Annotated in this window: 6 protein-coding genes; all 6 read left to right on the forward strand. The window is 29.3% G+C overall.

The features are described from left to right. Positions 1-217 precede the first annotated feature (217 nt). From porU to der, 6 genes are read left to right on the forward strand one after another with little or no spacing between them, the layout of a single operon-like run. On the forward strand, positions 218-4,186 hold the full coding sequence (gene porU, locus IPM32_10445; GenBank protein MBK8945671.1) for a type IX secretion system sortase PorU: 3,969 nt from the start codon (positions 218-220) through the stop codon (positions 4,184-4,186). A 51-nt stretch (positions 4,187-4,237) separates the two neighbouring features. Next, on the forward strand, positions 4,238-5,401 hold the full coding sequence (locus IPM32_10450; GenBank protein MBK8945672.1) for a PorV/PorQ family protein: 1,164 nt from the start codon (positions 4,238-4,240) through the stop codon (positions 5,399-5,401). An 8-nt stretch (positions 5,402-5,409) separates the two neighbouring features. Next, positions 5,410-8,367 carry a T9SS type A sorting domain-containing protein gene (locus IPM32_10455; protein MBK8945673.1) on the forward strand — a complete coding sequence of 986 codons (2,958 nt, stop codon included), beginning with the start codon at positions 5,410-5,412 and terminating at the stop codon, positions 8,365-8,367. 11 nt (positions 8,368-8,378) lie between these two features. After that, a complete protein-coding gene (locus tag IPM32_10460; GenBank protein ID MBK8945674.1) occupies positions 8,379-11,465 on the forward strand; it encodes a PD40 domain-containing protein in 3,087 nt (1,028 codons plus the stop codon). Between the two features lie 8 nt (positions 11,466-11,473). Further along, entirely contained in the window at positions 11,474-12,340 is an 867-nt protein-coding gene (locus IPM32_10465; protein MBK8945675.1) for a hypothetical protein, read from the forward strand. Positions 12,341-12,345: 5 nt separating this feature from the next. Continuing rightward, positions 12,346-13,659 (forward strand): ribosome biogenesis GTPase Der, encoded by a 1,314-nt coding sequence (der, locus tag IPM32_10470; protein ID MBK8945676.1) that lies wholly within the window; start codon positions 12,346-12,348, stop codon positions 13,657-13,659.

The following is a 13,659-nucleotide window of genomic DNA, read 5'->3' on the forward strand; positions in this document are numbered from 1 at the left end:
TCTAAAAATAAGTTTTGATGGATTGTTTATTTGGATGACAAAAATATTTTGACTTGACAATTTATACTAAACTTATCTAATTTGAGTCACTAAATTTTTAATTGTTACCGAGAAGGAAATTTATATAGAGTATTTGTTACCATTTAATTTGATTTACAAATAATTAATTGTCTAAGTTTGTAATCTAATTTAACTAAGTTAATTTGGGGATTAGTAAGTGAACAAATACTTTTTAATAGGTTTCCTATTTTTTTATTCTTTTGTTTCCGCCCAAGATGATTTTAAAATTTTATCATCATCAACTAATTCCTTAATAATTGAATACACACCGATTTACGAAGATACATCACTTTCGTATTTCAATTCCGAAATGTATAGAAATTCAGAAATTCGAAATTGCTTTAAAAAAGAAACAATTCAAGGAATGCCTCAAGTTCCCATTAGAGTTTTTAATATTGGTGTTCCACAAGAATTTGGAAACAATTTACGAGTTTTGAAATCAGATTATAAAATTTTGCATGGAAATTTGAAACCACTTCCGAATATTAAAAAGATAAGTGGATTTCCAGAATTATCATATATAAAATCTACCGATTATATTAATTATAAATATCCTGAATTAGTTTCATTTGGTGAATTTGGTAAAATCCGAGAAGCTCAAGTTCAAGATATAATTGTAAATCCGGTTTTATTTGATCCGGTAAATTCTGAAATAAAATTCTACACAAAAGTTATTTTCCAAATTGATTTTGCAAATTCTTCAAATCAGAACAGAAACAAAATTTCGGAATTTGCAGCAGATTTAATTATTAATAAGGAAGTTGCAAAACACTGGGGAAGCGAAAAAAAACTTTCAAAAGTATCTGCACAAAATTCTGTTCTTGCACAAGGTGATTGGTATAAATTTGAAATTACCGAAGAAGGAATTTACAAAATCGATAAAACTTATTTAACTGAATTAGGAATTTCTGTAAATTCAATTGATCCAAGAACAATAAAGATTTACAATAACGGCGGTTATATTTTACCTTGGAGTGTTTCTTCTTCAAGACCACAGGATTTAGTTGAAAATGCAATTTATATTTCCGGCGAAGAAGACGGTACTTTTGGAGATAGTGATTACATTTTATTTTACGGGAGAGGTGTAAATTTCTGGGAATACAATAATGTATCTAATAGAATAACAAGAAATAAAAATTATTATTCAAATAAAAATTATTATTGGATTACGTTCGGCGGATCTAACGGTAAAAGAATGGAAATACAAAATAATTTATCTGCATCGCCAGATTTTACTCAAACATCAACAAAAGCTTATGTTTATAGAGATGAAGACAAACAAAATTTAATGAGTACTGGATTATTGTATGTTGAAGATACTTATACTTCTTCGGCAAAAACAAAAACTTATACAAATTTATTAAATGAATTTATTCCGGATAGTTCAATCAATTACACTTTTCAATTTGTGAACGGAGCAGCAAAACAGAATTTACTTACAATTGATGAAAATTCCACAAGAATTTTATCAAGATTAATTCCCGGACCATCAACAGATGCTACTTACACTTATGGAACTGCTTTCCGAAGTTTTGCTACTTTTCAGGGGAATTTACCGGAAAATAGATCTGTCCTAAAATTTACTTTTACTCCGGGTGAAATTTCTGATAAAGGACATTTAGATTATTTTGAAATTGAATATCACAAAAATTTAACTGCAACTGATAATGAACTATTGTTTTTTTCAAAACAAGTAAATGGAAATATTAAATATAGTGGAAATAATTTTAGTGGAAGTGATTTTAAAGTTTTCAATTTAAGTGATTTTTCTAATACTAAAATTGTTGATGTATCGATTACCGGCGGAAATTTTGAATTCACGAGTTTGGAAAATTCTGACTTGGTTTCAAAATATTTAGCTGTTCATTCAAGCAAATTTAGAAAACCAAATAAGGGAATTAAGGAAACAAATTCGAATATTAGAGGAGAACTTTTAGGAGTAAAAAATATAATTATTTCTCCGATCATATTTAAAGATCAAGCTGAAAGATTAAAAAATTATAGAGAGAGTGAAGCTCAATTTCCAATTTCTTCTGAAGTCTTTTACATCGAAAATATTTATAAAGAATTTTCCGGAGGATTACTTGATCCAACTTCAATTCGAGATTTTTTAAAATATGCGTTTGAAAATTGGCAGATAAAACCGGAATATGTTTTACTCTTTGGAGATGGTGATTATGATTATTTAAACATTGAAGAAATCGGTAAAAATTTTATTCCAACTTATCAACAACTTGAATCTATGTACGAAATTGATTCCTATCCTTATGATGATTTTTATTCAAGAATTTCTGGAAATGATATAAAAGCTGATTTAGGAGTTGGAAGATTAAGTGTAACTAATCTAAACGAAGCAAAAATTGTTGTTGATAAAATTATTAGTTATGAAACTGATCAAAATGAAGGTCTATGGCGAAACAGAATTACCCTTTTAGGAGATGATGGATGGGCAGGTTATAATAATATAACCAATAAAGATGATGATGATGGAAGTTTGCACACAAATCAATCTGAAAAACTTGCAAAACAATTTATTCCAAACAATTTTGATAGAAAAAAAATTTACTTATCAAATTTTCAAACAGTAAGAACAGGTATTGGAAGAAGAAAGCCGACATGCAATACTGAAATTATAAATGCGATTAATAATGGAACTATAATTTTAAATTACTTCGGACACGGTAGTCCAAACGTTTGGGCAGATGAACAAGTTTTTGAAAGGGCTGTTTCTATTCCTCAACTTAAAAATAAAGAATTGTTTTTCTTAACTGCCGCAACCTGTGACTTTGGAAAATATGATGATCCAAATTTGCAAAGTGCAACAGAAGAAATGATCTTAATGGAAAATTTTGGAATGATTGGAGGAATTTCTGCAGTTAGACCTGTTTATTCAGGTGATAATTATGCATTAACAACTACATTTTATAAATATATGCTGGGATTAAAGGACAGTATAGGCTTACCAATACGAATTGGGAAAGCATATTATAAACTCAAAAATGATAGATCTGGTGATAATGATGAAAGATTTCATTTGTTTTGTGATCCGGCGTTAAGATTAAATATTCCCAAATTACCATTAAAAATTACATCTGTAAATAATTCTAATTTAGTACAGCCGATAAATATTTCTGCTTTAAGTTCTGTGAATATTAGCGGAAAAGTTTTAAATGCAGATTCTGCAATTAGCAATTTTAATGGTGAAGCAATAATAACTGTATTCGATTCTAAAAGAACAATTCATCTTGAAGATATTAATTATAATATGGAAGACCAAGGCGGTGTAATTTTTAGAGGAAGAGCTTCTGTAAATAATGGCGAATTTTCAACAAGTTTTACTGTTCCGAAAGATATTTCATACGAAAATAAAAATGGTAAAATCTCAGCTTATTTTTTTAATGATGAATTTGACGGAATTGGTTACACAGAAAATATAATTATCGGAGGAACCGATACAACAAATTCAAATGACGGAAAAGGTCCAGATATTGAAATATTGTATGATGATGAATTGGAAAATTCGTATTTGGTAAATCCTAATTTTAAGTTGAGAGTAAAACTTTTTGATGAAACTGGATTAAATACAACCGGTACCGGAATTGGTCATAAGCTTGAAGCAATTCTAAATAATGATGAACAAAATTCAATTGATCTCACAAATTATTTTATTGGCGATTTGAATTCTGGAGGAAAATCTGGCGAAGTTAATTATAATTTTTCATCGTTAGAACCCGGAGAATATAAAATAAAAATTAACGCTTGGGATGTTTTCAATAATTTTTCATTCGAGGAAAATAGTTTTACAGTTGTTGATGGAGATAAATTAGCTATTCGTGAAGTTTATAATTATCCAAATCCATTTAGTTCAAATACACTTTTTACATTTCAGCATAATTTAAGTGATGCTGTAAATGTTAAAATTAAAATATATACTGTTGCTGGAAGAGTTATAAAAGAAATAAATGCATCAAATGTTGAAGATAAATTTGTAAAGTTAGAATGGGATGGAAAAGATGAAGATAATAATAAAATTGGAAACGGTACATATTTATATAAACTAATTGTAGAAAGTATAGATGGAGAATACACCGAGAATATTCTTGGAAAATTGGCGGTTATTAGGTAAAATTAAAATCGCCTTGTTTAAAAATTTTTATCAATTTGGAGGTAGATTTAGATGAAAAAACTAATAATGACATTGGTATTTTTACCAATGTTAATAATATTTACTAATAAAATTCATGCTCAAGGTGAAGCTGCTGTTCCGTTTTTATTACTTGCTCCGGATTCAAGGGCTGGTGGTGTTGGTGAATCTGGCGGTGGACTTGCAGATAATTCGGCAGCAATTTTTTGGAATCCTGCCGGAATTGCATTTTTAACCGGATCAGAAGCAAGTATAACACATAGTAAATGGCTGCCGCAATTCGGACTTGATGATTTATTCTATGATTATCTAACATACAGACAATATGTGGAAGAAATTGACGGAAGCATTACATCAAGTATAACATTTATGAATTACGGAACTTTCATCAGAACCGGAGAAGATTCACCAACTGAGTTAGGAACTTTTAGATCATTTGATGCAGCTTTAACAATTGGATATGCAGCTAAATTACATTCCGATTGGGGATTAGGTTTAAATTTTAGAGTAATTCATTCAAGATTATCTGATAAACCAACTGCTGGCGAAAAAGGTGAAGGAGTTTCTACAACCGTAAGTTTTGATCTTGCAACAATGTGGAGACCCGAAGATTTAAATATTCCGTTAATTGGAAATATTGGAAATAAATTTAGTTTGGGATTAAACTTAAGTAATGTTGGACCAAAAATATATTACATAGATCAATCGCAAGCAGATCCAATTCCTACAAATTTTAGATTTGGTATGGCATTTAGATTAATGGAAGATGATTTCAATTCTCTTACATTAACTACAGATGTTAGCAAACTTCTTGTTGATAGAGCTGATAGCGCATCCGAAAGAGCAGAATTCTACGAAGCAATTTTTACTTCCTGGATGGATGATGATTTTAACACAGAGTTGAGAGATTTAGTAACTTCTGCCGGATTGGAATATTGGTACGGAGATGAAGATTTTAAATTTGCATTACGAACCGGTTTCTTTTATGAAGATCCTAAATTTGGAAATAGAAAATTTGTTACTATCGGTGCCGGAATTAGATATGATTTATATGGATTTGATTTCAGTTATATTACAACAGATTTATTTAAAGATGGCGAACAACATCCACTTTCCGATACTCTAAGATTTACATTATCAATTGGTTGGGGAGCTACAACATCAAGTATTGGAAAAGGATTTCCGCGGGGAATTTAATTAAAATTATGAATTTCAAATATTTTTCTATTTTTCTGCTATTTAGTTTGGGTAGTATTTCTGCCCAAACTTTTTTCCCAAAAATTTCCGCACTTCAAAAAAATGTTACTAATGATGCTGCTCAATCAATTAATATTTTAGCTGTAATGGTTGAGTTTCAGCCGGATAAATTTGAATTAACTTATGGCGACGGAACATTCGGATCAATTTATACTCAGAATTATGGAAATTCTATTATTGATCCTTTGCCGCATGATAAAAATTATTTTGAAGATCATTTAAAATTTGCGCAAAATTATTTTAATAAAATCTCGAACGGAAATGTTGATGTAAACTTTAATGTAATTCCGGAAATTGTTAAGGTTTCTAAATTTATGAGAGATTATTCTCCCGAAGAAGATGGAAGTTTTAAAGTTTTGGGAGATTTTGCAACTGAAGTTTGGAATTTAACTAATCAGCAAAATCCCGATTTGGATTTTTCTCAATATAATTTATTTATGATTTTTCATGCCGGAGTTGGGAAAGATATTTCAACTTCAAATTTACTAGGTGAGCCAAGAGATTTACCATCAATTTATATTAGTCTTAATTCTTTAAAAGATTTTTATGGAAATAATTTTGATGGAATAACTTTATCAAATGGATTTAAAATTACAAATACAGCAATTTTACCGGAAACTGAATCAAGAGAAGAAAGTGGAATTGGCGGAACAGTTTTAATAGAACTTTCTATAAATGGTTTAATAGTTTCTAACATTGCAAGTTATTTAGGATTGCCGGACTTATTTGATGCCGAAACCGGAAAAAGTGCAATTGGCAGATTTGGTTTGATGGATGGACAATCGCTATTTGCTTTTGGCGGATTGTTCCCGCCAGAACCATCTGCTTGGGAAAAAGTTTTTTTAGGATGGGAAGAACCAATAACTTTTGATTTTGATAAACCAAGTATAAATGTTGTAACTCGTCTCGCTTATGCATTGAATCGTGAACATTATAAAGTTGTTAAAATTCCAATTAACTCTACAGAATATTATTTGATTGAAAATAGACAACGTGATGCAAACAAAGATGGTGCAAAAATTACATATAAAACAGATGGACTAATTAGAACAATTACTTTTGATAAAGATTTAGATAATTTCAATAACTACATAATTGATACATTGCGCGGAGTTGTAATTGATGTTGATGAATTTGATTGGGCAACGCCGGGTAATGGAATTCTAATTTGGCATATCGATGAAAAAATTATAAATGAAAATTTATCTACAAACAGAATTAACGTTGGAGAAAATCGCGGTGTTGATTTGGAAGAAGCAGATGGAATACAAGATATCGGCGAAGAATTTCAAACAATTTTTGGAGATATTGTAATTGCCGAAGGTGATTCAAGCGATTTTTGGTTTGCAAGCAATCCTTCAAAATTATATAAAAATATTTTTTCTTCTGATACAAAACCAAATACTAAAACAAACAGTGGTGCAAACAGCTTAATTACAATTTCCAATTTTGCCGATTTTGGAAATGAAATGACTTTTAGCCTAAATTTTGGTTCTGATAAAGTTGATCTTATAAGCAGAATGGAAAATTTTGGTGAACATACAAATTTAAAAATTACCAAAAAAAATCCATCAAAAACTTTTACCGTTCAAGAAAATGGATTGGTTATTAATTTCGGAAGTTTATTTATTCCAAATTTTTCTGATGTTGATTTTGCACTTGTTGAAAATAGAGTTGGTGAATATGTAGTTGGTTCAAAAGATAGTTTGCTAAATATTTTTTATTACGAAATTGAAAAAAATAATGAGAGTATAAATATTGAGGAAAAATGTACTTCACCAATTGTTGTTAATCAAATAAATGAAAATGAAAGCGTAATTTTAGTTGGACTTGCAAATGGAGCAATCAAAACTTACAGGAATAATATTGCAATAAATTCCGCTCCAATCTTAGAAGAAACACTACAAATGTTTGATTCTGAAATAACGCAAATTGCAATTCTTGAAAATCAAATTGCGGCAATCAGCAAAAACAAATTCAAATTTTCAAATGAGAATGAAATTAGCTTTCCAACAGATATTAAAAATTTTGTACTAACAAAAAATAAATCAAATAAGTTTACAGTAATTATTTTAACTTCAGAAAATTCCTTATATTCTTTCGTAAAAGGAGAGCAAACTTCAGAAAAAATTTATTCAAGTGAAAATGGAATTGATGGAATTGCAGTTTGTGATTTGCGAAAAACCGGCGAAAATTATATTGTGTTTAATTCCGGAAATCAAATTCAAGCAATAAATTTTTTGGGAACTCAAGCAGAAAATTTTCCATATCAAAATAATTCAACAAATAATTTTGTTGGAATTCCAAATGTTGCTGATATAAATAATGACGAAAATGCCGATATAATTTCATTAAATGATAATGGCGATATTTATGCAATTTCCGGAACAGACGGAAAAATTATTTCCGAATTTCCTCTTTCTACCGGTGGAGAAATTTCCAGATTAAATACAATTATTAAACGGGAAAATGATTTATTGCTTTCGGCAACTTCATCAAAAAATGAAATTTTTTATTGGAGTATTAACTCAAGCGGAAACGTTCTTTGGAGAAGCAAATATGGTGATAATTTAAATAATTCTTCAATAAATTCTGCATCAACAGAAAATCATATTTCAGAATTTTTTCCTAAAAATAAAACTTATAATTGGCCAAATCCGGTTTATGGAAATGAGACTTTTATAAGAACTTATGTTTCAGAAGATTCAAAAGTTAAAGTGAAAATTTTTGATTTAGCCGGAGATTTTGTCGATGAATTTAATTTTAACGCAGTAGGTGGCCTAGATTCTGAATATTCTTGGAATGTGACAAACATCCAAAGTGGAGCTTACTTAGCACATCTTGAAGTAACTTCAAACAGCGGAAAATCTGAAAATAAAATTATTAAAATAGCTATCGTTAAGTAATCAATTCTTATATGAAAAAAATCGCATTATTCTTAATTGTTTTTTCAATAAATATTTTTAGTCAAATTGATGATTTTGATCCTGACTATAATTGGTACACAATTGAAGGTGAACATGTTGCAGTTCATTATCACATCGAAGCTGAAAGATCTGCTAGAACTGTTTTAAAAATTGCCGAAGAAGTTTGGGATCCAATAACAAGCTTATATAATTATGAACCGGAAAAAGTTCATTATATAATTAAAGATATTGATGATTATTCAAACGGTGCAACATATTTCTTTGATAACAAAATTGAAATTTGGGCTTCTGCATTGGACTTTGATTTGCGTGGTTCTCATAATTGGTTGAGAAATGTAATATCTCATGAGTTTACACACATGGTTCAAATTCAAGCCGCAATGAAGGTAAGTAGAGCAATTCCGGCATTCTATCTGCAATTTCTAAATTATGAAGACAAACGTCGTCCCGATATACTTTATGGATTTCCCAATTTTATTGCTTCTTATCCAATTGCAACTATAAATATGCCCGCTTGGTTTGCAGAAGGAACTGCACAATACATGCGCAAAGAATTTGATTATGATAATTGGGATTCACATCGTGATATGATTTTGCGATCTTATGTTCTTGATAATAAAATGCTCACGTGGAATGAAATGGGAGTTTTCAGCAAAACTAGTTTGGGAAATGAATCAGTTTATAATTCCGGGTTTGCGTTAACAAAATATATTGCTCAAAAATACGGTGAAGATAAATTAAATGATATAACCCGCAAATTGGGTAAACTTACAAACTTTACTATTGATGCGGCTTTTGAAGATGTTTTGGGAAAAGATGGAAATGAAATTTATAATGAATGGAAAGATTATCTTACAAAAGATTATAATGAAAGAATTAAAAATGTTAAAACAAATGAAGTAAAAGGTAAACAAATTGTTGATGAAGGTTTTGGAAATTTTTATCCAGTTTATTCACCAAACGGAAAAGAAATTTATTTTATTTCAAATTCCGGCGGAAATTATTTTGTTAATTCCGGTTTGTACAAACTCAATTTAGAAACTAAAGAAAAAGAACTTGTCAAATCCGGAATTCGTTCAACATTCAGTTTTATAAAAAACACAAATAAAATTGTTTTTGCAAAATTGAGTGAAGAAAATCCAAAATGGACGAACATTCACGATTTATATATTTATGATTTAGATAGTGAAGATGAAAATAGAATAACATACGGCTGGCGTGCAAATAATCCAAGTGTTTCTTTAGATGGAAAAAAAATTACTTTTATATTTCAAAGAGATGGAACAGCAAATATTGGAATTTGTGATATTGATGGAAAGAATTTTAAGAAGTTAACATTTTTTGAAAAAGGTGAACAAGTTTTTAATCCCAAATTTTCCAAATCCGGAAACGAAATTTTATTTGAATATTCTTACCATCATGGAAGAGATATTGCAAAAGTAAATATTGATGGGAGCAATTTTGAATATTTATTAAAAGAAAAAATTGATGAAAGAAATGCGTTTTATTCAGATGAAAATAAAATAATTTATTGCTCAGATGAAACCGGAATTTTTAACATTTATGAATTTGATATAATTACCAAAAATAAAACTCAAATTACAAATGTTGTTGGAAGTGCATTTATGCCTTCAATGAACGAACAAAATAAAATTGTTTATGCTGGTTATACTTCAACTGGATATAAGATTTTTGAATTAGAAAATTATTCAGCAAATTCTGTTAACTCGAATATGAAATATATTCAATCGGCAAATCCACCATTGAATATTGATAAATCAAAAGGCGATATTTCTGATGAAGTTTATACAAGACTCAGAAATTTTAATGATTTTGAAATTCCTAAAGTTCAAGAAAAGAATTACTCAAGCGCATTTACAAAACTTACAATTTTACCTTTTATTCGTTACGATAATTACAATACATCAAATTCTGCAGTTGATAAAATTAAGCCCGGAGTTTATTTAACTTCATCCGATATGTTAAATCGTTATTCTTTTTTTGCGGGGGGTTCAATAAATACAAGGCTTGAACGCGATTTATTTTTAACCTTTATTTTTAAAAATAAAGTTCCGCTGTTATATAGTTTAGGATTAAAACCGGAATTATCTGTTGATGTTTACTCAATAAGTAGAAAAGCAGATGTTGATATAATGTTTGGAGTTGATAGCTCTTACACTCCTCCAAGACCGGAAAGTGAAGTAAATACTGATGTAACCTATAATTTATTTGAAGTTGATTTTGCTGCAAAACATAAAATTTTCAATCCAATGCATAATTTGGAATTCAGATTTATTTATAGTCAATACTCTGCAGCAATAGAAAGTTTCGTATTTCCTAATACCACAACCTTATATCCAAGTAGTAGCGACAATTATTTTATCGGAAAAAATTTGCAATTAACTTATTCTTTCAATTCGATTTATCCAACAACCGATAGCGATATAAATCCAGTGGGAATTGAAGTTGAAGCAAAATACAATTATGAAATGAATAAATATAATCCCGATGGAGAATATGATATTAAAAATGGCGTGCTCGTACCAATTTATAAAAATTTTAGTTTTCATAGATTAGAATTGAACTTAAAAAATTATTTCCAGATTTATGATGAACATACTTTATCAGCAAGATTTAGATTGGGAACAATTCTAGGTCCGCAAGTTCCGGATTTTTTTGATTTTTATCTTGGCGGATTAATTGGGATGAAAGGTTATCCATTCTATGCAATTAGTGGAAATGAACTTGCTTGGATAAATTTAACTTATAGACTTCCGGTATTTAAAAATATTGATTACAGACTTGGTCATTTGTACGTAGATAAATTATTCTTTTCGGTTAACGCAGATTATGGAAACGCATGGAATGATGATTTCCCCGAGTTTAGTGATTTCAAAAAAGGGGCCGGTGCCGAATTAAGATTAAAAATGATTTCATTTTATTTATTTCCGACAAGTTTATTTTTTAACGCTTCATATGCTTTTGATGAATATGAAAAAATTGTTAGGGACGAAAAAATTATGTACGGAAAAGAATGGAATTTTTACGGCGGAATTTTATTTGAATTTAGTTTTTAGGAATTTATATGAAAAAATTCTTTTTTTATTTTATACTTTGTAACACGTTTCTATTTTCGCAGAATTCTGATAAAATTTTATTAAGCGGTTCTTTAATAAACGATACAAAAATTGTAAATCAAAAATTATTAATTGATCAAAATTTAAATTCATCAACAAATTCAAAAAGTAGAAAAACCCCAATATTAGCTGGACTTATATCATTTGCAATTCCCGGAGCCGGCCAATTTTATTCAGAAAGTTATTTGAAAGCCGGAATTTTTGCTGCTGTTGAAGTTAGTGCGATAGTCTTTGCTGTAATCTATAATGGTAAGGGAAATGATCAAACTGAATTTTTCGAAAATTATGCAAATCAAAATTGGAGCGCTTACCGTTACGCAAATTGGACAATACACAATGCATCAACAATAAATCCGGATGTTGATCCAAATAATTATAATGTGATAGATCAAAATAATAATGTAAATTGGAATGAATTAAACAGACTTGAAGGTGATATTGGAAATTATTATTCACACCGTCTTGCTCCTTTTGGTGATCAACAGTATTATGAAATGATTGGAAAATATTCTCAGTTTAATGTTGGCTGGGTGCAGTTTGGTGATGATCCAACAAAATCATATGTTTACGGTGATCCGCTTGTTGAACAATTTGATTATTATTCAACAGAAAGAGGAAAAGCGAATGATTTTTACACAATTTCGAAATGGGCAGTTGTTGCAGTTGTATCAAATCACTTTATTAGCGCTTTAGATGCTGCTTGGACAGCGAATTCATATAATAAAAAATTCAATTTAAATGTTTCAGTAAAAGAAGAACAAATAGGATTTTATAAAGAATATTTTCCTCAATTGAATATTCAATATAACTTTTAAAATTTATGCCTACACCATTAGTTGTAATTGTCGGAAGACCGAATGTTGGTAAATCAACTTTATTTAACAGATTAACAAGAAGTAAAACTTCAATTGTTGATGACCAAAGCGGTGTTACTCGAGATAGAGTAAGCGGCGAAGTTGAATGGAACGGAAAAATTTTCAAAATAATGGATACCGGCGGTTATGTTAAGCAAAGTGATGATAAATTTGAAATTGCAATTAAAGAACAAGTTGAAATAGCAATTGAAGAAGCCGATGCCTTATTATTTGTTACCGATGGAAGACTTGGCGTTACGCATCTTGATAATGAAGTTGCAGCATTATTGAGAAATACCCAAAAACCAACTTTTGTTTTAGTGAACAAAGCAGATTCGGCAAACTTTGAAAATGATAAATTAGAATTTTATTCTTTCGGTTTGGAAAATGTTTATGATATTTCTGCATTAAACGGAAGAAATATTGGTGATGTTTTAGATGATTTAATTTCCAAATTAAATTTTCCTGAAAACGAAATTGAACAAGATAAAAGATTAAGAATTGCCCTTCTCGGCAAACCTAATGTTGGAAAATCTTCATTAACAAATGCACTTCTTGGTTATGATAGAAGTATTGTAACTGATATTCCGGGAACAACCAGAGACAGTATTGATTCCATTTTGAAATATTATGGTGAAGAAATAATTCTTGTTGATACTGCTGGTTTAAGAAAAAAAACAAAAGTAAAAGAAAATATTGAATTTTACTCAACTGTAAGAACCTTAAGAGCATTAAGTATTTGCGATGTTGCAATTATTATGATCGATGCTCAAGCCGGATTGGAAAATCAAGATCAGAAAATTATTGATGAAGCAATTCAAAGAAGAAAAGGTATAATTCTCGCGGTAAATAAATGGGATTTAGTTGAAAAAGAAACCAACACATCTAAAAAATTTGAAGACGAAATAAAACTTACTTTGGGCGGAATAAATTATTTACCTATTATTTTTATTTCTGCATTAACAAAACAGAGAATTTATAAATTAATAGATCTTGCCAAAACAATTCAAGAAGAAAGATCAAAAAAAATTCCTACGAATGAGTTAAACGAAATTCTTATTGAAGAAATAAGAAAAAATCCGCCGCCATCAACAAAAAGAGGAAATGAAATTAATATTAAATTCATTTCGCAAGTTGGTGAAAAATATCCTATATTTTTATTTTTCTGCAGCAATAGTAAAGAAGTTCCGGAACATTACCGAAAGTTTATGGAAAATAAAATTCGTGAAAATTTCGGATTTTGGGGTGTACCAATTACAGTAAGTTTTAAAGAAAAATAA

The sequence above is a fragment of the Ignavibacteriota bacterium genome (genome assembly GCA_016716225.1).
Taxonomy (GTDB): domain Bacteria; phylum Bacteroidota; class Ignavibacteria; order Ignavibacteriales; family Melioribacteraceae.

Coding starts and splice junctions, on each gene's coding strand:
- IPM32_10450 (MBK8945672.1), top strand. CDS start 4,238: ATGAAAAAACTAATAATGACATTGGTATTTTTACCAATGTTAATAATA.
- IPM32_10455 (MBK8945673.1), top strand. CDS start 5,410: ATGAATTTCAAATATTTTTCTATTTTTCTGCTATTTAGTTTGGGTAGT.
- IPM32_10460 (MBK8945674.1), top strand. CDS start 8,379: ATGAAAAAAATCGCATTATTCTTAATTGTTTTTTCAATAAATATTTTT.
- IPM32_10465 (MBK8945675.1), top strand. CDS start 11,474: ATGAAAAAATTCTTTTTTTATTTTATACTTTGTAACACGTTTCTATTT.
- der (MBK8945676.1), top strand. CDS start 12,346: ATGCCTACACCATTAGTTGTAATTGTCGGAAGACCGAATGTTGGTAAA.